Genomic DNA, 21,105 nt, shown 5'->3' on the forward strand with positions numbered 1-21,105 from the left:
CCAGATAATATTATGGCAGCAAGATTTTGGGTCGGCGGGACCGGCACTTGGGACAATTCAAGCACTACGCATTGGGCGGCAACAAGCGGCGGCACCGGGGGCGCGTCTGTACCAGGCGCTTTAGATACTGTTACTTTTGATGCAAGCAGCGGGGGAGGGATTGTTACCCCGAACTACGATATTTCGGTTGTCTCAATTACCATGGGCGCTTTTTCCGGTACTTTGGATTTTAGCGCGAATAATAACAATATTACGATTTCTATATTCAATGCGAGCGGCAGCGGGGTTAGAACATTAAAGATGGGCGGTGGCATATGGTCAATAACAGGTAATAATACGACGGTATGGGATACTACCAATTTTTTTAACCTAACAGTTAACGCCGGGACGTCCACGCTTCAATTTACCTATTCAGGTTCGACCGGTACGAGGACGATAGCTACCAGCACAAGTTCAATGACATTTAATAACGTTATCATCAGTGCCGGTTCAGATATTTTTAGTCAAACCGGTATTTTAAACATTATTGGCAATTTTTCTACTTTAGGTTTTACCGGAACTTACAGTAAAACAACAAACGACTTAAACATAGGCGGAAGTTTTACGTTAGGCACAGGTTCAACCTGGTCATCTACCGGAGGCACCGTTACATTAACTTCGTCGGACACCGTAAACATCAATACCAATGGCGTTAATTTTAATCAATCGCTTACAATAAATGGCACTGGTTCATTTACACTGCAGAATAACTTAGATTGCTCAGGAAGTATAGTAGCTACCTTAACAGTTACGCAAGGCACTTTTAACGCTAATAATTTTAATATAACAGTTGCGCTATTCAACTCGTCCAACGCTAATGCCCGGACGATAAATATGGGCAGCGGGACGTGGGCTATTACCGGCAACAGCGCCACTGTTTGGACCATTAGTACTGCAACGAATTTAACCCTTAACGCTGGAACATCTACCTTGCAATTTACTTATTCAGGCTCAGCCGGCACCAGGACAATTTCTACCGGTTCAAGCACAGTTGCATATAATAACGTTACTATTAGCGCCGGATCAGATACGGTTAGTCAATCTGGTGTTTTTACCATTAACGGTGATTTCTCTACTTCCGGTTTCACCGGCACTTACAGTAAAACAACAAGTACTTTAACCATAGGTGGAAGTTTCATTTTAGGCGGGGGGGCAACCTGGTCATCTACTGGAGGTATTGTTACTTTAACCTCATCGGGTTCTGTCAACATTAATACAAATGGGGTTAATCTCAACCAATCGCTTACTATAAATGGTACAGGTTCATTTACACTGCAAAATAACTTAAACTGTGCAGGAAGTGTAACCGCTGTGCTAACAATCACTCAAGGTACCTTTAATGCTAATAACTTTAACATAACTGTTGCAACCTTCAACTCATCTAACACTAATGTCAGAACGATAAATATGGGTAGCGGGACGTGGACTATTACAGGCAACAGTACTACTGTTTGGAACATTAGCACCGCAACTAATTTAACATTTAATGGAGGAACATCTACTGTACAGTTTACGTATTCAGGCTCCACAGGGACAAGAACTCTTAGTGCAGGCGTGGTGACTTATAATAATTGGATAATATCTGCTGGTTCTGATACTATATCACAGTCAGCTACTTTTGTTTGTACGGGAAATTTTTCCACTTCCGGTTTTTTAGGCATATTTAGTAAAGGCAGTGCGAGCCTAACAATAGGCGGTAACTTTATTTTAGGCTTAGGTTCAACCTGGGCATCTACAGCTGGTAGTATAATTTTGACCTCATCAAGTTCTGTTAACATTAATACCAATGGGGTTAAACTCAACCAATCCCTTACCATAAATGGTACAGGGTCATTTACACTGCAAAATAACTTAGCCTGCTCAGGAAGTATCATATCTACATTAACCGTTGCCCAAGGCACTTTTAATGCTAATAATTTTAATATAGCTGTTGCAATCTTCAACTCGTCTAACACTAATGTCAGAACGATAAATATGGGTAGCGGCACGTGGACTATTACAGGCAGCGGCACTACCGTTTGGACCATTAACATTGGCACAAATCTTACTTTTAACTGTAACACCTCTTCCCTTCAATTTACTTATTCCGGTTCAACCGGAACCCGGACTATAGGAACCGGGTCAACATTTGTTTATTATAATTTCTATATTACCGGCGGAGCAGATACAATTTCCATAGCTTCACTTTTTTGCAACAATTTCAATACCTCTGGTTTCACTGGCACCTATAGCAAAACTACCAGTAGTATAACTGCATCGGGAGATTTTGTAATAGGAGCTGGTTCCACCTGGTCGTCTACATCGGGCACAATAACATTAACATCGGCGGGAACAGCTAACATCAATACCAATGGCATTACTATTAATCAATCTATTACATGTAACGGAACCGGAACTTTCATCCTCCAAAATTCCCTGGATATCAGTGGCTCTGTCGTCGGCATATTGACATTGACGCAGGGCACTTTAACGGCAAACAATTATAATTTAACATGCGCAAGATTCGGCTCGTCAAATACTAACCCCAGAACACTTAATATGGGAAATGGCACATGGAGTATCACCGGGAATAATGCTGCTGTATGGAATATGGGAACCATTACGAACCTTACATTCAACGCAAACAGCTCTACCGTAAACTTTACCTATTCCGGGTCGGTAGGTACCCGAACTTTTACAAGTGGCAGCCTTACCTATAATAATTATTCCGTATCCGCAGGGTCTGATATATTTTCTTCCACAGGTACGTTAATGTTAAATGGCAACTTCTCAACAGTCGGTTTTACCGGGACATACAATAAAACAACCGGTTCAATTACTTGCAGGGGTAATTTTAGCCTCGGTGCGAATTCCTTATTTTCTTCTACCGCCGGTGGGATAACAATGGCCTCAACAGGCAGCGTAAACATTGCTACAAACGGTGTAAATATGAATATCAGCCTCACTATAAATGGAGTTGGAGGAACGTTTACCCTTCAGAATGACCTGGATCTATCCGGCAGTGTTAATACCACATTCATTATTACAGCCGGTACTTTTATTGCAAATAACTTCAACATAAGGGCTGTACTTTTTTCGAGCAGCAATAGCAACACCCGTACCATTAATATGGGCTCCGGCACCTGGACGCTAACCGGCACAGGTTCAGCCTGGAATTTAAGTACTATCACAAACCTGACCCTGGTTTCCGCAACTGCGCCTATTCTGTTTACAGGCAGCGCGGTCACCTTTACGGGCGGCTCAACTACGTACGGTAATGTTACTTTTACAGGCGGAGGCGTATGCAACGTGGCAGGTGTTAATACTTTTGCTATTTTAACTTATACTGGCATAGGGCCAACTGATGTTCTTATGATAGCCCAAACAGTTATTACAGGAACCCTTACCGTAACCGGATATTCACCTGCAAACAAAACAGCTGTAAAAACCGGCACTGCGGGCGCGTTGAAGTCCATTACCTTTGGAACTGCAAGTTTAAGCAACGTGACGTGGACGGATATTTCGCTCAGTCAAAACGGTTCGGGAGCATGGGACCTAACTGAGGATTTAATACTGAATAGCGCTACAAATATTCCCGTTCTTACTATTACCCAGGGAACTTTTTCAACAAACAGCTTTAATGTTAGTACCGGGAATTTCAACTCGACAGGGACGGCTACCCGCGCTATTAATATGGGAAGCGCAACCTGTACATTAACCGGTGCATCGGGGGGCGTCAGTTTAAGTGCTACAGGTTTGACCTTTAATGCCGGTACATCTTCTTTTATATTTACAAATGCCGGTTCAGGAACAGTAACAATAACTGCCGGCGGCGGAACAATATTGTTTAATACGATTTGGTTTAACAGGGGTGCCAGCACCGGTGCAAATGTGGTAGCAGGTAATCTAAACTGTAATAATTTTATTGATACAGGTACCGCAACACATACAATAATAGTAAATGGCTCAAATGCCCTAACGGTAACTACTACCTGGGATGTAACAGGATCGGCCGGCAACCTGACAACTCTCACAAGCTCGACGCCGACAACGGCTTCATTTCAACTAATCAACATGAGTGGAGCGCCTTTCAGTAGTGATTACCTGAATATACAGCATAGCGTAGCAACGCCGGGTAATTACTGGCTGGCCGGTTTAAATAGTGTAAACAATCAGGACGTGCTTTCACCGGGATATGGATGGGCCTTTAGCAACCAGGCAGTTATTCAGGCCAGTTTCTTTTCATGTATGTAATTAGCAGCAATGAATGAAATCGCAAGTCGACTTTGATCAAAAAAATGCTGAGAAACGTCAAAAATGATTGATAATGCTGGCGCCTTTATTCACGGCCTCATCAATTATGTCTGCTAAATATTCCGGTTTAGATAGCTCTGCCATCGGTGTTATTCCGCCCCCTTCGTCCACCGCATCCCCGGTTAATTTCCCGACCCGCTTTTGCCGAAGTTCAGCAACCGTTTGAACGATATACCTGGTTTCGGCGTTTGCGGCGCACAATACTTCCAGTTCGGCCAGATCCTGTAAACTGGCTTTGCCGGTCATCTTTTTTTCCAGCAAGATCCAGAGTTTGTATTCGGTTCCGTTTTTCTTTTCGAAAGCCATCCATTTTCAGCCGTCTTAGGTAAAGGGCAAACCTTCTGTCATAGGCTAGAGCGTTGAATTTCAATTCCATAGGGGCGTCATAAAATTAGCGGTGTTCGTTTCCGATACAAGCGATGTCCGTTTTAGAACGGGCATGAGTTCCATGACAAACGCCATTCAAAACCGGACAGGCGATGTCCGGTATCGTTACAGCAACTAGTGTAAGTAAAACGTAATTTGTTACATATCAGAAAGTTAGTAAATTGGAATAGGGATTGAAGCAATAAAATTACTTGAATGCATATACTTTCCATATCACCCCCTATGACCTGGCCTTCCTGGGAACGATATTTATCGGGCTGACTTTTACACTGCAGTTATGGTTCGCCAAAAGGATCAATCGGGCCGCAAACCGCTTTCTTAGCCTGGCCCTGTGCATCATCGTTTTGCGGATGGTTTGGGTGTTGGGCATTGACATCCGGCTGGGGAGTTACTTTCCCCGCTGGAGCTGGCTGCCACTGCAACTTTCGCTGGCACTTGGCCCCCTGATCTATTTTTATGTGCTTAAAATGACCCGGCCGGAATGTAAATTCCGCTGGAAAGACCTGCTGCATTTCAGCCCCTTACTACTGGAACAGGCTGTTTTGGTATTGGAAGTGAAGGAGAGTCTCAGGACAGGCGCTGCGACTTATGATACGCTGATCTTTCGGCAGTTGCACCCCGCAATGCAATTGCTGGCTTTTATTTCGGTCTTCATATACTTGTATTGGTCTTTCAGGTTAATAGAACGTTTTTACCAACGGCTGAAATTCAATGAGGTGAGTGACCGGTACAGGTACGAATTGCGCTGGCTGCAGCGTTTCCTGTTGAGTTTCGGCGGACTATGGTTATTGTGGGCGTTTTATTCAGCCGTTAATTATTTCGATGACTATCATCAGTCAGATGTTTACATGTGCTATCTTCTGTACCTGCTTTTGGCGATCGTACCGATCCGGATCGCAGTGAAGGCCCTTTTCAGGACGGAAGCCGGAGTTTCGGTCCAGGTGACGCCGGTTTTTAAACCGTTGGCTCCGGCGGTGCTGAAGCAAAAAGGTATCTGGCTGAAGAAAGCCATGGAAGCGGGGTTGTTTTACCAGGATGCGGAACTCAGTTTACGCTCCCTGGCGGAAACGCTGGACCTGCAGCCTAATGAATTGTCACGGATCATTAATACCGGACTGGGGAAAAGCTTCAATGATTTTATCAATGAATACCGTATCCGGGAGGTAACCCGGAAAATGCAGGACCCGGCTTATGACCGGATCACGCTGCTGGGTATGGCACTGGACGCCGGCTTCAATTCCAAATCCACCTTTAACCGCACTTTCCGGCAAATGACCGGGAAAAGCCCGGTGGAATACAAGAGCAGGCTGGAAAAAGAGCGCCCATCTTACACTTTGAGACCTTATTCTCCTGCTGCGGCGGTAATTTTACGTCACAAAGCCACTCCAAAGTGGTCTTATGAGAAATTAAACCGCAATTATATGTTTCGTAATTACCTGAAAATGGCGTGGCGCAACACGCTGCACAACAAAGTTTACAGCACGCTGAATATCGCAGGCCTGGCGGCCGGTATGGCCGTGGCGCTGCTCATCGGCTTATGGGCGGCTAATCAATATTCTTATGACCGTTTCCTGCCCGGATATCAGCAATTGTACCAGGTTGAGATGAACCTGACCTCGCAGCACAATGGCACAAGCACGCAGACATCTATAGCGCTGCCGCTGACCGACGTTTTGCGGAAAGAAATACCGGGCGTAAAATATGTGGCCGAAGCTGACAATATCGGCAAGATGAACCACGGCCTGTTGGTCGGTGATAAAAAGCTATACCTGGGCGGAGGGGCGGTTGGACCGGATTTCTTTAAGATATTTCAGTATCCGTTTGTAAAAGGCAATGCCAATTCGGCGCTGAAGGATATTTATTCGATAGTCATAACCGAATCGACAGCCAAAGCATTGTTTGGCGATGCCGACCCGATGGGGAAAAATGTGCGGGTTGATAATTCGCAGAACATGACGGTAACAGGTGTTATCCGCGATGTCCCTGCAAATGCTACGCTGCAATTCAATTACCTTGTGCCTTTTGCTTACTCAGAAGCGACCCAGGGCTGGATCAAAGATGGACGTACCAAGTGGACTTACAATTCATTCTCTGCCTACGTGGCGCTGGAGCCGGGCGTGACTTACGAGCAGATCGCTCCTAAGATCAGGGATATCGTCAATAAAAGAAGCCCGGAGATGCAGTCGTTAAAGCCCGAGGTGATCATGCATCCACTAGCGGACTGGCATTTATATAACGACTTTAAAAATGGCAAAGCTGTTGGCGGCTTTGTAGAATATGTGCGTTTGTTCAGCATTATCGGTATTTTGGTGCTGGCTATCGCCTGCATCAATTTCATGAACCTTTCGACAGCGAGGTCTGAGAAGCGGGCAAGGGAGGTTGGGGTGCGCAAGGCCATCGGCTCGGCTCGGATGGATTTGGTTTACCAATTTCTGACGGAGTCTGTCCTGGTCACTTTTATATCGTTCCTGCTGGGTTTGCTGCTGGTTCAGCTGGCTTTGCCGGCATTCAATACGCTGACGGGTTCTGATGTCCATATTCCTTATGGCAATATCGGTTTCTGGGGTATCATGATCGTGTTTGTGCTTTTCACGGGTTTGATAGCGGGGAGCCGGCCAGCGTTTTACCTGTCCTCGTTCAACCCTGTTAAGGTGCTGAAGGGCAGCATCCAGCTGGGCAGGTGGGCATCCATGCCGAGGAAGGTGCTGGTGGTGGTGCAGTTTACCTGTTCCATTGCATTGATCATTAGTACCGTGATCGTTTACCAGCAGATACAGTATGTGAAGAACCGGCCGACAGGTTACAACGCCGACAGGCTAATGATGACCGACATGAACAGTGACCTTTCCCACCAATATGAGGCTCTGAAAAACGATCTGCTATCTTCAGGACTAGTGGAGAGCGTGGCCTCATCAACTTCGCCGGCGACACAGGTGTACAGTCATTTTTCGCTGGAGAAATGGCCGGGCAAAAATGCGGGCGACGAAAATGTGAACATCGGCGCGATATGGGTGTCTGACGACTATTTTAAGACTTTGGGGATGACCTTTGCCGGGGGGCACAATTTCACGGGCGACTGGAAAAGCGACACGCTGAATGTGATAGTGAATGAAGCGATGGTCAGGCGTATCGGTTTGAAAGACCCTGTTAATCAACTAATAACCATCAATTTTAACAAAAAACCGGTAAGGATCATCGGCGTGGTGAAGGATGCGCTGATGGAATCGCCTTATAGCCCGGTGGAGCCTGCCGTTTTCGGACATAATCCCTTCGGGTTTGTGGTGACGTACCGACTGGCGAAAAACGCCGGTACGCATACCGCGATAGACAAGATTGGCAAGGTGTTTGGAAAATATAACCCGGCTTACCCCTACCAGTACAAGTTTGTGAACGACGAGTATGAGCACAAGTTTAACCTGGAGGTGCTTGTGGGCAAACTGGCGGGCGTGTTCGCCGGGCTGGCCATATTTATATCCTGCCTCGGGCTGTTCGGGCTGGCCGCTTACGTTGCCGAGCAGCGCACGAAGGAGATCGGCATCCGCAAAGTGCTGGGCGCATCTATAGCGCAGGTTTGGCTGCTGCTATCGCGTGATTTTATCGTGCTGGTGGTCATCAGCTGCGTTATCGCCTCGCCGGTGGCGTTTTATTACCTGCACAATTGGCTCCAAAAGTACACCTACCGCGTCAGCATCGGCGGAGGGGTATTTATAGCTTCGGGGATAGCGGCTATCGTGATCACCCTGCTCACCATCAGTTTCCAGGCTGTCAAGGCAGCGCTGGCAAGCCCGGTAAAGAGCCTGCGGAGTGAATGATCGAGCAACCTGCCAAAAGAACTTAGGTCCATCAACGTGCGATCTGAGGTTTAGTTGAAACACTTAGGTGGTGCGTTTCCGGGTGAGATACGGAACGCATTTTTATATCAATTACTTATGCCAATACGCCTTGCTGCAACAGCAAGATGAACCACTGCTCAACCTGTGCAAAGGGTTACGGGCCAAACTGCAAGGATTATTGCAGCAAAACCTGCAAGGCGTCCGGTAATTGCAAGATCCTATGAGAATCTCCACTAAATGAGCTGAAGCCACCCGCCGGGTTAAAAGAAAGCCTGGCAATTAAATATTTCTGGTAAGATTAATGTCAGAGTTTTAGCTCGATTACAATGTTTTTATTCCAACCCGGAATGAAGGTCTTTTAGGATGATGCGTTTCAATTCTTCTTGGTGGGTATCCCCCCATTCACCTAACATAGTAATTACCGGTATTAGCGATTGTCCAAGCTCAGTTAAATTATACTCTACTTTAGGAGGTATTACCGGATAAATGACCTTGGAGATCAACTGGTGCTCTTCCAGTTCCTTAAGCTGCGAATAGATGACCCGTTGCGAGGCATCTGGAATTTTCCGCATGATCGCACTTGGGCGTTTGTGACCCTTGCTGATAAAATATAAGATCCTGACTTTCCATTTCCCATACAGTACTTCGCCAACAACGTCCAGGCCGCAATCTAATGTTAATGGGATCTTTCTGTTGTTCATGTTCAAATTTACTTATATGTAGCTTGTTTATAAAGAACTAACCCACTGAAAGAGAAATAATCTTATCATTACTGATCTTAAAATGGAACCTGGCGGGCAACGGACTACCATCGAAAGTGCCGGACATTAGAATTGTCAGTATTATTTCCTGACCGTCTATAGCCAATTCCAAAGGTTCCATCTGTGTATGGCATTTTGCATTGGTTGCTTCATTCCATTGTTTGATCTGGACGGAGCCATAATAATTGTTGCCTTCATCATGAACAATGGCATCCGCTGCAAAAGCCTGCACAAATGCCTCTGTATCATACTTGTTTTGTGCTTTCAGGAATTCAGTCAGAACGGACGGCAGTTCTTTATCATTTAACATATCGCTTTATTTTATGGTAATGGTCTTAAACTGTAGGGATTGTTCCTCCGTCAATTACGAATTCAGTGCCGGTAAGGTACGCTGCACGGGGAGAAACCAGAAATACCACTAATTCCGCGACCTCTTCCGGCTCGGCAGGGCGGCCCATCGGGATACCACCAAGCGAGTCCATAACACCCTGAGTGGCCTGTTCGACTGTAATTTTTGAGGTTTCGGCTATCCTTTCCATCATCCTGACCGCAGCCGAAGTTTTGATCCAGCCGGGTGATACAGTAAGGACACGAACACCCTTTGGTGAAACTTCATTGGATAGACTTTTACTGTAATTGATCAGCCCCGCCTTTGCCGCAGCATAAGGCAAGGTAGCATCATATAAGGGAAGTTTTCCCTGGATAGAAGCGATGTGAATGATAACGCCCTCACCCTTTTTTATCATGCCAGGCAGCAATCCCCGGTCCAGTCGCGCCGGCGCCAGCAGATTGGTTTGGATAGTTTGCTCCCAATCATGATCTGTCAATGCCTCAAAACCACCACCTGGCGTTTCCGACCCGCCAAGATTGTTGACTAATATATCAATCCCGCCAAAAGCTTCCCTGATCTCATTCACTACTTTTTCCGTTCCGGCGGCGGTACTTAGGTCGGCGCTAATAAATTGCAGTTGTGAATTAAAATCATCAGGCTGGTTCCTGGCGGTTACAACTACCCGCGCTCCATATTCCAGCAGTTTTTCAGCCATTGCTTTTCCCGCGCCCTTTGTACCGCCTGTTACAAGGGCGACTTTTCCGGCCAATTCATTTTTTTGATCTGTCATATTTTCCTTCTTTATTCTTTGCAAAATTCAGCAGTATAATGTTTTACCGCAAGTACTGGCAACCGAATCAGATAGTGCTGAATATATCAGTATGCCGAAAATGCCACCATTGGTGCAAAAATTATTTTCAAGCGGACAATTCTTTCTATATTAGAACTCCCGTCGAATCAGTATGAATGCTATTGAAATAAAAAATCTGAGCAAATCTTACGGAAATATTCAGGCTTTAAATGGTATTGACCTGGAAGTTCCCGAAGGTTCTATATATGGTCTCATTGGTCCGAATGGATGCGGAAAAACAACCCTTATAAAAACCCTCGTTGGTACTTTAAAGCCCGATACCGGTGAAATAAAAGTTCTTGGGGTAAATCCCTTAGCAGGCAGATGGAAAATCAGAAAGCATATTGGTTATATGCCGCAGTCGCCAGCTATTTACGACGACCTTTCTGCCCGTGATGTTTAATGCACCTATCAAAATCGTATGGGAGGCCTGGACCCGGCCCGAACACATCGCCCAATGGTGGGGGCCGAAAGGCATGGAAACCAAGGTGGTTGAACACGACTTTCGCGTAGGAGGCCGCTGGAAATATACGATGCAAATGCCGGACGGAAACGAGTTCCTTTCTTTTGGCGTATATTCCGTTATCGTTGAGCCCCAAAAAGTGTTTTCATCAGCCAACTTCATACCCATGACCGAGGGGGTGGAAATACAGGCCTTGTTTGAAGAAAATGGTAATCAAACACAATTTACCTTTCATGTGATTCATCCAACGAAAGCCTGCCGCGATCAGCAGGAGCAAATGGGCATCTATAACGGCTGGGGTTCGGTTTTTGACCGGCTGCAGACGCTGGTAGCCACTTTAAACCATAAATAACGATAGCTATTTGTGCTGATCAACTAATGGTCATTGTCCTTTCCATTTTGTGTGAGGGCTGACCAATAGCCAACTTAATAAAAAATTGAACAGAATTTAACACATCATAGCATTACAAACGCCCTTGAATTAAACGCAAATCAGCCGGTATCGATACTGAAATAAATACCAGCGTAAACTGCGCCTCCCTGATTTAAAAAATGTGGTTCCAGTTCACCATCGGTTGCAGGTAACCGGTTTGATTTCATGAATTTAAAAAGACTTGATCACTGTTGTTTTACTGCTGACCGTTTGCGCGCTGAAATAACCGATACATCCTCCGGTGATATTGGAAGTTGGTGTCGCAGGCACCGCCAGGTTGGCGTTATCGTAGGCAACAGCCTCGGCCTCCTTCAGGAAATTAAATGCGCCCGCGTCGAGGCCGACCAAGTCAGCCTTGACCATGTCGCCATGGTGAAAAGTGCCCGTGTCGCAATCCAGCTTATCCCGAATATACCTGCCGCCAGACAGGCGGTCATCAAAGGTTTGAAAGTGGTGCACATGCACACCGTTCCTCTTCATTGAATATTTATAGTAATTCTTCTGATCCGCCGGATCCTGGTAATTGGCTACCGGCCTGAAGTTATTATTGACAGAGTAGTCTACAGTTACCGAATCCAGGGGCACCGGTTTCGGCATGGTAGACATTGCCGTGTACGTTTTCCCATCAAGCATCACCTTTAATTGGTACGCATGCCCTGGTGTGCCGGTAATGGCATGGGTAATATAGTCTCCTACCGAGGCTTCCGTTAAAACATCCGTTATGTTTGCCGTAACATCGGTGATCACTACGGTTGCCCCCGAAACTGTCGGATAAACATTATCCGAATAAAAATCTGCTGTTTTTGAAATATTGACATGGTAAGGGCCTGTTGTATCGCTGACCGCTCCTTCAATAACCAGCTGTGGCGTATTGTTAAGCGGAGGCGTAATGGTTTTTGTGCAGGACGAAAAAGCAACAATAAGGCTTGCTAATATTAAAAATGCGCGTATATTTTTCATTGGATTAAAATTTAAAGTTGTAAGTAACGGATGGAACCATTTTAAAAAGTGAGGTTTGCTGAACCTGTGTCCTGTTCATATTGTTTGGATCGGTCTGGAAAATGATGGAGTATGGATTAGACTGGCCATAAACATTATAGATGGAAAAATTCCAGCTGCTTTCTATCTTCCTCGTCTTTTTTACATACAATGTCGCGCCCAGGTCAAGGCGGTTATAAGCGGACAGCCGCTGGCTGTTCCGGTCACCATAGGCATATACCGGTGAGCCGTCTACCGAAAGTTTGCCGTCCGGGTAGGTTACCGGAGTGCCGGTGCTGTAAACAAAGTCCGCGGAAAATGTCCACTTTTTACTGGCCTGGTACATGCCGACTACGGAAAGGTGATGGGTTTGATCCTGTGATGAAGCGTAATAGTTATTGTTATTGATGCCGTTTATTTTACGTTCTGATCTGGAAAGCGTATAGCTGACCCAGCCGGTAAGTTTGCCATATTTCTTTTTGAGATAGGTCTCCCACCCATAGGCGCGCCCGGTTCCGAAAAGCAAGTCAGCTTCGATATTTTCATTGCCGACCAGATTGGCGCCATTCTTATAATCGATCTGGTTCTGCAGGCTCTTATAATAGATCTCTGAGCTGAACTCTATGCCATTCTGGTGAAAGGTGCGGTAATATCCCATAGAAACCTGGTCGGCAATTTCCGGCTTGACCACATTCGTGCTGGGCAGGTAAACGTTGGTGGGGGAAGTTGCTGAAGAATTGTTCAATAAATGGATATTCTGCACATTTCGGTCATAGGAAAGCTTAACAGCACTGCTGTCATTCAGCTGATAATTTAAGGCGATTCGCGGTTCAGGATTAATATAGCTTTTTACAACTTTCCCGCCGCTGTAATAGGTGTTACTCAATGTATTTCCGGCCGCGTCATACGTGTAGAAATTACCAGGTCCTAAAACCGCCAGGTCACTTACCCGTAAACCATAGGTCAGCTTCAATTTATCGGTTGCCGTCCATTCATGGGAAATATAAACTGCGCTTTCCAGGCTGTATTTTTTTTGCAGGACGACGCTGTTATAGTTCGAGGTTTGGCCGGCGGTTGCTGCCCCGGGCTGGGTCACATGGTAAATACTTTCCAAACCAATATCCAGCTTGTTGGTCGAGTTTAGGTAATAATTGAAATCCTGCTTCAGGTGGTAATCGGTAATGGCCGACCCTACATTGATATTATTGGTACTGCTTCTAAAATGCGTATTGTAATCGAAATTATTATAGATCAGCGAAGTATTGGAAAACAGGCTGTTGTTGAAGATATGGTTCCAGCGTAACGTACCTGTCGAGTTTCCATAATCAATCCCGTTATCCTGCTTTAGCTGCAGGTAGTCTTTTCCAAAATAACCAGAGAGAAATACACGGTCATTTTTACCCACCTGGTAATTCCCTTTCAGGTTAATATCATAAAAGTATATTTTGGTCTTTTTAATCGTGGTATCCGAGGCCAGCCCGGTAAACAGGTCTACGTAGGTCCTCCGGCCGCTCACGGTAAATGAGCCTTTATGATCAAACAAGGGGCCCTCTACGGTCAGCCTGGAGGCAATAAGTCCTATGCCGCCATTTACGCCGAATTTCTGATTATTGCCATCATTCATATGGATATCTTCGACAGAAGAAAGCCTGCCGCCGTAATTCGCGGGCATCCCGGCTTTATAGATCTGGATATCCTTGATCGCATCCGAATTGAAGACCGAAAAGAAGCCCAACAAGTGAGAGGCATTGTAAACGGTGGCCTCATCCAAAAGGATCAGGTTCTGGTCGGCATCGCCACCCCGTACCGAAAAACCGGCTTTCCCGTCACCCGCAGCCACGATCCCGGGCAGGAGCTGTATGGTTTTTAAGATATCTTTTTCCCCTAACAGGACCGGGACATTTTTGATATCATTGACGGTCAGTTTTTGAACACCGGGAGGCGCGGTTAAAACATTGCCACTCCGGGATGAGCTGCTGCTGATCTTGACTTCTTTCAACTGGCTGGAAGCAGCTTCCAGGTTGATGTTGTGCTGCAGGTTGCCTTTTAAGTCGATATGCAGCGTGTCTGTATGGTAACCGGTGTAGGTTGCTACCAGCGTATAGCTCCCTTCAGGAATGCTAACGGAGTAAAAACCGTAAGAATTGGCGGAAACGCCCACTCCCGATAATTGCAGAAAACTCACGGTTGCGCCCGGCAGGGTTTCCCCTGTCGCTTTGTCCTTTATGGTTCCTGATATCGTTAAGTGTTTGCTTTGCTGAGCCAAAGACAATCCGGGTAAAAGAAAGACTGACAGGATGATAAAGCAGTTTATTTTAAGCATTTTATGTGTTATAAAGGGTGTGGTAATCTGGAGTAATCACTGTTAATGGTTGCATTAATCAAAATATTAACGGATTTCCTTAATCACTTTAAAGAGATGGAAGGTTTGGGTTATTCCGTCATCTACCCGTTTAAACACCAGGTCCTGCTCTGTTAATTTGATAATTGTAACTGCTGATTTTTCGTTGGTACCGCTTATCAAACTCACTGTTTTGCCATCAGTGCCCGTTGACCATTTTACCTGGTGCCCTAAGTAGAATAAATTACCATCCGCACTAAAAATAAAAGTTGTTTTCTTTAATCGCCCGGCAAGCTCTTTCATGTCAGCTTCGGCAGCCGGCCTGGCTTTACCGGTCATTGTTGCAGGATATTCCGGGGTGAAACTTTTTAGCTTCCACGTGCCTGTTAAAAATTCAGAATGGTTTACCTGGAAAGCACCCAATAAGATAATTGCCACAATGGCGAGCATGTAATTGCTAATCTTTGTCTTCATTGCTTAATTTTTTAGTTAAGCAATGATAGGCCTGAAGACTTTAAATATCAGCCGGTTTGGAATGAAGCGGAAGTAAAGTGTTATGAAACGTCGTTTTACCTGTTTAAAGGAAATTACCTGTTAAGCCACAATTTGAGGTAATGTGCTTTTTCCTTACTAACAACAATTCCGTTTTCCATTTCAGGAGTCAGGTATACTTTAAGTTTACCATTGAAATAATTGTGAACGGACCCAATAGCGCTGAAGGAAGTGATATACTGCCTGTTCAGCCGGAAGAAAAGATAAGGATCGATCAGTTTTTCGAGTTCATCAAGCGTATGATCCAGCATATATCTTTTCAGTTTTGTAGTATATAAAAAGGTAAGTTTATCTTCAAAGCAAAACCAGGCAACTTCCGGGGTTTCAACCGAAACGAACTGAGCTCCGGACCGGATCAAAAACCTGCTTTTAAAAGTCGGCCGGGCATCCGTGTCCTTCATTTGGCTGAGCAGCAGGGATTCCATAATTTCCCGGAAATTTCCAGGTGACTGGCTGATAAAGCGATATTTGTTCAGCGCCTGTGCTAATAGCAATGGTTCTATAGGTTTTAACAGGTAATCAATACTGTTTACTTTAAAGGCCCGTATCGCATATTCGTCATAAGCGGTGGTGAATATGATGGGAACCCTGACTTCTACATGTTCAAATATTTCAAATGACTGCCCGTCTGCCAGCATAATGTCCATAAATATCAGTTCGGGGTGGCGGAAATTCTTTAACCACTGCACCGCGTCTTCTATGCTGTCAATGATACTGATGACTTGTATGGTCGGATCGTGGCTCTCTAATAACTGCTGCAACCTGCGTGCTGCAGGCGCCTCATCTTCAATAATCAATACTTTCATCATTCACTATCATAAATAAGGGGAAGCGATACGCTGAAATTTGCTGTATCCGCAACAACTTCAACCAGTTTGTTGGTCAGCAATTCGTACCGGTTAATGATATTCTGCAAGCCAGTGCCTGTGGATTCCACACCGGAGGTTTTTATCTGCAGGTTGTTTTTCACCACAATAAAATTTCCGGTTTTACTGATAATAATGGTAAGCGGTTTTTTACCGGAAACAATGTTATGCTTAATGGCATTTTCAACCAGCATTTGCAGGGTAAACGGGATCACTTTTAGCTGCTCCAGGTTTCCCGGGAGTTGGTACACAATATGTAAGTTTTCACCAAAACGCATTTTGTTCAAAAAAATATAATCATCCAGGAATTTTAATTCCGTTTCCAGGCCGATCACATTTTTTTCATTGTAGTTCAACACATGCCGGTATACATTGGAAAGCCGCTGGATGAACAGCACGGATAATTTAGGATCTTCAGGGACCAGGGTGATCAATGCATTTAAACTGTTAAATAGAAAATGCGGACTGATCTGATTTTTTAACAGTTCCAATTGAGAGATCAAGCTTTCCTTTTTTAAACGTTCCGACTCGTACAGGCTATGTTCCCAGCGCCCAAAAAAGTAAGCACATTCATAAATAACCGTCACGATCCCCAGCAAAACCAGGCTTTTCCGGATAATATCTTCGTACTCCGTTAAAAATGGTTCCCTGTTGCCGTTAGGATACGCATAATTGATCCCTCCTATAATCAAGCCGGCCAGCAAAATAAATACGGACATGACCACGCTTTGAACCACAATTCTTTTAGCCGTTTCTTTTAAATGCGGGAACCTGTTGCGCATATACAGAAATATAAAGCGGCTGCATTCCCAGTAAAAGGTAACGTACACCACATATTTGGCAATACTGACAACCAATATTTTGGATGAAGTACTGATTCCGCGGTTGTCACTCAGGAAGACCAATAAAACAACAATAACCGGTATCCCGATGAGTCTTGCCCATTTGTCATTCAATCCATTTTTCTTTGCAGCAATCATCAAATATTTCCCGGTTTCTGGTAAGCAGTTCAAATATCCGTTCCTTCTAAAGAAAGGTTATGCAATATTTATATAAACATCCTGAATTATATTTATGGAAACAACTGATGTGAAATGAAATGGAAAATTTAGCATTTAAAACGGCCATAAACCTGTTCTAAAGTTATACAATTCTATTTTGAGGGGAAAATCACATCGCCTTATTTTTGACTGGCCGCTACCTTATCCAGCAAAGCATGAGGGAAATGTCCGAACTGTTTTTTAAACGCGTAGGAAAAATGCGAGAGGTTTTCGAAACCTACTTCAAAATATACATCAGATGGTTTTCTCTTTTCCTCGAAGATCTGGTGATGCGCCAATTTCAGCCGTTTTTGCGTAAGCCATTGTCTTGGCGGAGCCTTAAAGGTTTTTTGGAAATCTTGCTTAAAGATAGTCAGGCTCCTGCCGGTTAAGTACCCAAAAAGCGCTCATTTAAATATTGTCTAGTCTATCATTATGTGAGGCAGAAAACGCAGGATTACAATATGGCACATCGTAATTTTGCTTATCGTTTTCTGCTTCAACACAGTGACTCGTCCGGAAAAAACTATACAGCGTTATAAAAGCGTCACCAACCGTTCAGTTCCGTACGATTAGCATAATTTTTAATAGTCTAATTTATTGATATGAACATATTTAAGTAAATGGCACGTAATTTATAGGCGTTGTCTTGTTAAAATTACTTCAAAGCAATTTATAGCCTATGAACACAGCGGATCGTGTTTGGGACCTTGCAACAAAAAAACTGATGAACGAGGCATCGGAAGAAGATCTGAAGGAATTAGATCTGCTACTGCTGGAAAATCTACACCTGAAAACTACAATAATGCCCCTGTGTGACTGGTGGGAAGATGAGCCGGCAAATCACCAACAGTTGCTTGCTTTGAAAAGTATAAAACCTGTAGACGAGGATACCAGGCAAAATACAATTAACGTTCAGTCTCACCCCCTGCCAGATTATATGAATACAAAGAAATCAATATATAAAATTACTCTTTAATTAGCACCGGTATGCTCAAAAGTTATATCAAAATCGCGCTCCGAAATCTGCAAAAATAGAAGGCAATCTCTTTTATAAACGTTTTCGGATTATCAGTAGGTATCACATGCGTTAGCCTGCTTTTATTGTGTACAGCAAATGAATTCAGCTTCGACAAATTCCATAAAAACGCTCCTGATATTTATAGGGTTTATGCCGTTTGGAATCAGTCAGCGTGGGGGAAAACCACCAATGAGCGCGAGATTGACTATACGGAATACAATTCACTGAATAAGCAGAAATTGGCAGAAGCGATGAAGCTACAGCTGCCGGATGTGGTGAACTATGTCCAATTGCAGTTACCCTGGGGGCAAAACCTGGTGCGGGCTAACAATAAAGTACTCTATGCAGAAGTTGGGTTTGCCGACCAGTCATTATTTGGTCCTTGATCTTCGCGTCTTCTTTGAATTTGTATTAACCGTACTGCTGTGATAATTTTGCTATTTCATTTGATATTGATTAGTCTTTTGATGTGTTTAAATTTGTTCTCCTGGTAAACAACGCTAGTAAAGTGCACAGGCCGGCCAATAAAGAAAAGGCGGCAGCAAATGCGAAAAAATAAATATATTCAATAATGGCCATCAATAACAGAAATACCGATAATAGCGGCAGTAACTTCGCCGACAGCCGGTTGTTTATTTCAGCAGCTAATAACCATAGCAGCACACTGATCAGCAGCAGCACCAGGATCATCGTGTAGCCGTATCCCTCGAAAAAGGATGCCAGCGTTGTTGACCGGCCCATAAACTCGAAATGGTTTTTCTGCATCCCGGAGATCACTTGCCCGACGGACGGATTAGGCGCGTTTTTCCAGCTAAGCGCGCCGAAAGTATGTCCGACAGTATGCAGGAACATCAGGATGGCGGAGATCCGCAATAAAAGTTTAGGTTTCATACGCTCTTTCTGTATAGTTCTAAAATATCTCCCCAGCCCTTGTCCATGCTTTCAATGGCCTTGCCTCCGCCAAGCCGGTTTAGGTTTTTATGTTCGAATTTTACTTTCGTTGTTTTAGGGCCTTCTGCTATAAAGTGTACCTCAACCTCCGTTATCAGATCAGGATCGTATTGAAAGTCGCCGTTGATCTGCCAGGCGAGAATGAGCAGGTCATGTGGCAGCCATTTCATTACATAACCGGCATCCGCTTTGCTGCCGTCCTCATGTTTGGAATACCAGCGGCCATTTAACATGGGCTCGAGTGCCATCTCAGTCATAGGTGACTTACCGATATGATGGGTACGCGGCCACCACAAATCCATTTTTTCGGTGAATACTTTAAAGGCTGTCGCTTGTGATGCTTCTACAAGGAGTTCTTTTTTAATTGATTCGATATTCATTGTTGATTCCATATTCAGTTGATTATTGTTCTTCCTTTTCTGTTTTTTCTGCGGTTGATTTGAATGCGGCCAGTGCTTTATCCCAAAACTTATCCAGGTAATTACGCATTGCCAAAACGCCTTCCCTATCAATCTGGCAAATGTTTTTAGTCCCGTGCTGATGTATGCTGATCAGTTTGGCCTCTCTTAAAACTTTAAGATGCTGTGAAACTGCCGGTCGGCTGACTGGTAGCCCGTCGGCAATGTCAACAACTGCCAGCGGGCGGTCACGGAGTTTTTCAAAGATCAATCTTCGTGTCGGATCCCCTAATGCATTAAAAGCTTTTTCGCAAACGCTCATATTTTAATAGTAAGCATAAACTTACCGTAAGTGCAAACTTACCATTAATTTTATAAATGCAAATAAAAATTTCCGGGTAGGATAACTTGATGCTTTATTCAAAAAATCCGGTATTTTTCTTCGAAAGTCCCCGTAAAAATCCCATAATAGAATCAGGGTTGTTGCAGCGTAACCTATTGGGTACTATTAGGGATAATAAATTTATATCACAACGAATTCCTGGAAGTAACTTTAAATGGAATGGCAATGTGCTCCTTGCCATTATTCAGTACCATTTCAGCCGCTTTTTCACCCATCAGCTTAAAATCTGTTGATATAGTTGTGATGCCATTCAGAATGATCTTTTTCAGCGGTGTTTCATTATAGCTTATTACGCCAATTTCCTCGCCTATTTTTAACTTATCACCAATAATTTTTTCTATCAGCTCAACCAGGTCGTCCTCCATTAAATTAATGTACACGGTACCGGGTTGCAAAGGCTCGTTTTTAAGGTGATGGATAATATCATACTCAAAAGCGTACTGGCCGCAAAAGTTTAAAAAACCGGTCAATATTTCTTTGGAATAATAGCTATTTTCGGGGAAGATGATCTTTAACGTGTGGTATTTGCTCAGCTGCTCTACCAGTTGTTCAAGCGCATAATAAATATCCTGTTCAAAATTTTCAAAAACAGCACCAAAATTGCCGGTCACTCCATCGGGCAGCTTATCCATTAAAATCAGCTTATCTTTAGGTAATTCGTTAATTACAGCGAAGGCATTTTCGGCGTTTTCTATAAAATGGGGGATAACTATTAACTTTGAGTAATGCGCTGTATTGTTAGCCAGCAGCTTTTTAAAAACATTAAAATCGTTATTGTAGATGTAAAAATCAATAGCCGCATTGCTTCCAAGGGTTTCGGCAAACGCATCATAAATGATCTTTTTATGGCTGCTTAGCTTATTAAACAGTAATAAAACTTTTACCGGCTGATTAAAGGATGTATTTGAAATAAAATAACCTTTGCCGGCTACTGAGGTGATAACATTATATTGCTTCAACTCTTTATAAGCGCGCTCAATAGTGTTGCGCGAAACGTCAAGGGCAACACTCAGGTCATTTATTGAGGGGAGGATATCATCCTTATTAATATTCCCATCCTCAATACCCCGTAAAATGGAATTGCTTATCTGCAGGTATTTAGGTGTGATAGAGTATTCATCTATTTTAATAATTTTTAAATAATTTTTCATCCTACCTAAAACCT

The 21,105-nt window shown here is 44.0% G+C and carries 20 protein-coding genes; 6 read left to right on the top strand and 14 right to left on the bottom strand.

The features are described from left to right. Positions 1 to 12: 12 nt before the first annotated feature. Positions 13 to 4,272 (top strand): hypothetical protein, encoded by a 4,260-nt coding sequence (locus JWQ54_RS19905; RefSeq protein WP_299588445.1) that lies wholly within the window; start codon positions 13 to 15, stop codon positions 4,270 to 4,272. Positions 4,273 to 4,329: 57 nt separating this feature from the next. Here the strand turns inward: JWQ54_RS19905 and JWQ54_RS19910 are convergent, their stop codons facing one another. Continuing rightward, a complete protein-coding gene (locus tag JWQ54_RS19910; RefSeq protein ID WP_299588446.1) occupies positions 4,330 to 4,638 on the bottom strand; it encodes a hypothetical protein in 309 nt (102 codons plus the stop codon). A 272-nt stretch (positions 4,639 to 4,910) separates the two neighbouring features. Between JWQ54_RS19910 and JWQ54_RS19915 the strand changes: the two genes are divergently transcribed. After that, the gene (locus JWQ54_RS19915; protein WP_299588449.1) at positions 4,911 to 8,531 is read left to right on the top strand and encodes an ABC transporter permease; all 3,621 of its coding nucleotides are present in this window, start codon (positions 4,911 to 4,913) and stop codon (positions 8,529 to 8,531) included. 353 nt (positions 8,532 to 8,884) lie between these two features. Here the strand turns inward: JWQ54_RS19915 and JWQ54_RS19920 are convergent, their stop codons facing one another. The 3 genes from JWQ54_RS19920 to JWQ54_RS19930 are packed head-to-tail and all read right to left on the bottom strand — an operon-like array spanning position 8,885 to position 10,434. Beyond that, on the bottom strand, positions 8,885 to 9,253 hold the full coding sequence (locus JWQ54_RS19920; RefSeq protein ID WP_299588451.1) for a helix-turn-helix domain-containing protein: 369 nt from the start codon (positions 9,251 to 9,253) through the stop codon (positions 8,885 to 8,887). Between the two features lie 37 nt (positions 9,254 to 9,290). Continuing rightward, positions 9,291 to 9,623, bottom strand: a complete 333-nt coding sequence (locus tag JWQ54_RS19925; RefSeq protein ID WP_299588454.1) for a nuclear transport factor 2 family protein — start codon at positions 9,621 to 9,623, stop codon at positions 9,291 to 9,293. Positions 9,624 to 9,648: 25 nt separating this feature from the next. After that, complete coding sequence (locus tag JWQ54_RS19930; protein WP_299588456.1) at positions 9,649 to 10,434, bottom strand: SDR family oxidoreductase; 786 nt, start codon at positions 10,432 to 10,434, stop codon at positions 9,649 to 9,651. A gap of 172 nt (positions 10,435 to 10,606) precedes the next feature. On the opposite strand from JWQ54_RS19930, the gene JWQ54_RS19935 reads away from it, so the two are divergent. Both JWQ54_RS19935 and JWQ54_RS19940 read left to right on the top strand, forming a co-directional pair. Continuing rightward, complete coding sequence (locus tag JWQ54_RS19935; protein ID WP_299588459.1) at positions 10,607 to 10,897, top strand: ATP-binding cassette domain-containing protein; 291 nt, start codon at positions 10,607 to 10,609, stop codon at positions 10,895 to 10,897. Then, positions 10,890 to 11,309, top strand: a complete 420-nt coding sequence (locus JWQ54_RS19940; protein ID WP_299588460.1) for an SRPBCC domain-containing protein — start codon at positions 10,890 to 10,892, stop codon at positions 11,307 to 11,309. Before JWQ54_RS19935 ends, JWQ54_RS19940 begins: the two co-directional genes overlap by 8 nt. 252 nt (positions 11,310 to 11,561) lie before the next feature. Here JWQ54_RS19940 and JWQ54_RS19945 read toward each other — a convergent pair whose 3' ends face one another. The 6 genes from JWQ54_RS19945 to JWQ54_RS19970 all read right to left on the bottom strand — a co-directional run bounded on the left by JWQ54_RS19945 (position 11,562) and on the right by JWQ54_RS19970 (position 17,544). After that, positions 11,562 to 12,350, bottom strand: coding sequence for a DUF4249 domain-containing protein (locus tag JWQ54_RS19945; protein WP_299588463.1), 789 nt, complete (start codon positions 12,348 to 12,350; stop codon positions 11,562 to 11,564). Positions 12,351 to 12,354: 4 nt separating this feature from the next. After that, the gene (locus JWQ54_RS19950; RefSeq protein WP_299588465.1) at positions 12,355 to 14,691 is read right to left on the bottom strand and encodes a TonB-dependent receptor; all 2,337 of its coding nucleotides are present in this window, start codon (positions 14,689 to 14,691) and stop codon (positions 12,355 to 12,357) included. A gap of 66 nt (positions 14,692 to 14,757) precedes the next feature. Beyond that, positions 14,758 to 15,183 carry a hypothetical protein gene (locus JWQ54_RS19955; RefSeq protein WP_299588466.1) on the bottom strand — a complete coding sequence of 142 codons (426 nt, stop codon included), beginning with the start codon at positions 15,181 to 15,183 and terminating at the stop codon, positions 14,758 to 14,760. Positions 15,184 to 15,296: 113 nt separating this feature from the next. After that, the gene (locus tag JWQ54_RS19960) at positions 15,297 to 16,070 is read right to left on the bottom strand and encodes a LytTR family DNA-binding domain-containing protein (protein ID WP_299588468.1); all 774 of its coding nucleotides are present in this window, start codon (positions 16,068 to 16,070) and stop codon (positions 15,297 to 15,299) included. After that, positions 16,067 to 17,140, bottom strand: coding sequence for a sensor histidine kinase (locus tag JWQ54_RS19965; RefSeq protein WP_299588471.1), 1,074 nt, complete (start codon positions 17,138 to 17,140; stop codon positions 16,067 to 16,069). Before JWQ54_RS19965 ends, JWQ54_RS19960 begins: the two co-directional genes overlap by 4 nt. A gap of 167 nt (positions 17,141 to 17,307) precedes the next feature. Further along, complete coding sequence (locus tag JWQ54_RS19970) at positions 17,308 to 17,544, bottom strand: helix-turn-helix domain-containing protein (RefSeq protein WP_367187121.1); 237 nt, start codon at positions 17,542 to 17,544, stop codon at positions 17,308 to 17,310. Positions 17,545 to 17,849: 305 nt separating this feature from the next. Here JWQ54_RS19970 and JWQ54_RS19975 point away from each other — a divergent pair, with 305 nt between their 5' ends. Both JWQ54_RS19975 and JWQ54_RS19980 read left to right on the top strand, forming a co-directional pair. Beyond that, entirely contained in the window at positions 17,850 to 18,146 is a 297-nt protein-coding gene (locus JWQ54_RS19975) for a hypothetical protein (protein ID WP_299588472.1), read from the top strand. 125 nt (positions 18,147 to 18,271) lie between these two features. Further along, a complete protein-coding gene (locus tag JWQ54_RS19980) occupies positions 18,272 to 18,574 on the top strand; it encodes a hypothetical protein (RefSeq protein ID WP_299588474.1) in 303 nt (100 codons plus the stop codon). Between the two features lie 70 nt (positions 18,575 to 18,644). Here the strand turns inward: JWQ54_RS19980 and JWQ54_RS19985 are convergent, their stop codons facing one another. From JWQ54_RS19985 to JWQ54_RS20000, 4 genes are all read right to left on the bottom strand, one after another. Then, positions 18,645 to 19,079, bottom strand: a complete 435-nt coding sequence (locus JWQ54_RS19985; RefSeq protein ID WP_299588476.1) for a hypothetical protein — start codon at positions 19,077 to 19,079, stop codon at positions 18,645 to 18,647. Then, positions 19,076 to 19,531, bottom strand: coding sequence for an SRPBCC family protein (locus tag JWQ54_RS19990; protein ID WP_299588478.1), 456 nt, complete (start codon positions 19,529 to 19,531; stop codon positions 19,076 to 19,078). The genes JWQ54_RS19985 and JWQ54_RS19990 overlap by 4 nt, the downstream gene beginning before the upstream one ends. A 10-nt stretch (positions 19,532 to 19,541) precedes the next feature. Beyond that, positions 19,542 to 19,859: a helix-turn-helix transcriptional regulator gene (locus JWQ54_RS19995; protein WP_299588480.1), complete on the bottom strand. Its 318-nt coding sequence runs from the start codon at positions 19,857 to 19,859 to the stop codon at positions 19,542 to 19,544. Between the two features lie 206 nt (positions 19,860 to 20,065). After that, a complete protein-coding gene (locus JWQ54_RS20000; protein ID WP_299588482.1) occupies positions 20,066 to 21,091 on the bottom strand; it encodes a GntR family transcriptional regulator in 1,026 nt (341 codons plus the stop codon). Positions 21,092 to 21,105: the final 14 nt, after the last annotated feature.

It is taken from the genome of Mucilaginibacter sp. (assembly GCF_028288225.1).
Classification (GTDB): domain Bacteria; phylum Bacteroidota; class Bacteroidia; order Sphingobacteriales; family Sphingobacteriaceae; genus Mucilaginibacter.

Excerpts from the sequence above, each read along its gene's own strand:
- JWQ54_RS19905 (WP_299588445.1), top strand. The coding sequence starts at position 13 with ATGGCAGCAAGATTTTGGGTCGGCGGGACCGGCACTTGGGACAATTCA.
- JWQ54_RS19985 (WP_299588476.1), bottom strand. The coding sequence starts at position 19,079 with ATGAAACCTAAACTTTTATTGCGGATCTCCGCCATCCTGATGTTCCTG.
- JWQ54_RS19945 (WP_299588463.1), bottom strand. The coding sequence starts at position 12,350 with ATGAAAAATATACGCGCATTTTTAATATTAGCAAGCCTTATTGTTGCT.
- JWQ54_RS20000 (WP_299588482.1), bottom strand. The coding sequence starts at position 21,091 with ATGAAAAATTATTTAAAAATTATTAAAATAGATGAATACTCTATCACA.
- JWQ54_RS19955 (WP_299588466.1), bottom strand. The coding sequence starts at position 15,183 with ATGAAGACAAAGATTAGCAATTACATGCTCGCCATTGTGGCAATTATC.
- JWQ54_RS19930 (WP_299588456.1), bottom strand. The coding sequence starts at position 10,434 with ATGACAGATCAAAAAAATGAATTGGCCGGAAAAGTCGCCCTTGTAACA.
- JWQ54_RS19960 (WP_299588468.1), bottom strand. The coding sequence starts at position 16,070 with ATGATGAAAGTATTGATTATTGAAGATGAGGCGCCTGCAGCACGCAGG.
- JWQ54_RS19990 (WP_299588478.1), bottom strand. The coding sequence starts at position 19,531 with ATGGAATCAACAATGAATATCGAATCAATTAAAAAAGAACTCCTTGTA.
- JWQ54_RS19950 (WP_299588465.1), bottom strand. The coding sequence starts at position 14,691 with ATGCTTAAAATAAACTGCTTTATCATCCTGTCAGTCTTTCTTTTACCC.
- JWQ54_RS19975 (WP_299588472.1), top strand. The coding sequence starts at position 17,850 with ATGAACACAGCGGATCGTGTTTGGGACCTTGCAACAAAAAAACTGATG.
- JWQ54_RS19935 (WP_299588459.1), top strand. The coding sequence starts at position 10,607 with ATGAATGCTATTGAAATAAAAAATCTGAGCAAATCTTACGGAAATATT.
- JWQ54_RS19995 (WP_299588480.1), bottom strand. The coding sequence starts at position 19,859 with ATGAGCGTTTGCGAAAAAGCTTTTAATGCATTAGGGGATCCGACACGA.
- JWQ54_RS19920 (WP_299588451.1), bottom strand. The coding sequence starts at position 9,253 with ATGAACAACAGAAAGATCCCATTAACATTAGATTGCGGCCTGGACGTT.
- JWQ54_RS19910 (WP_299588446.1), bottom strand. The coding sequence starts at position 4,638 with ATGGCTTTCGAAAAGAAAAACGGAACCGAATACAAACTCTGGATCTTG.
- JWQ54_RS19925 (WP_299588454.1), bottom strand. The coding sequence starts at position 9,623 with ATGTTAAATGATAAAGAACTGCCGTCCGTTCTGACTGAATTCCTGAAA.
- JWQ54_RS19940 (WP_299588460.1), top strand. The coding sequence starts at position 10,890 with ATGTTTAATGCACCTATCAAAATCGTATGGGAGGCCTGGACCCGGCCC.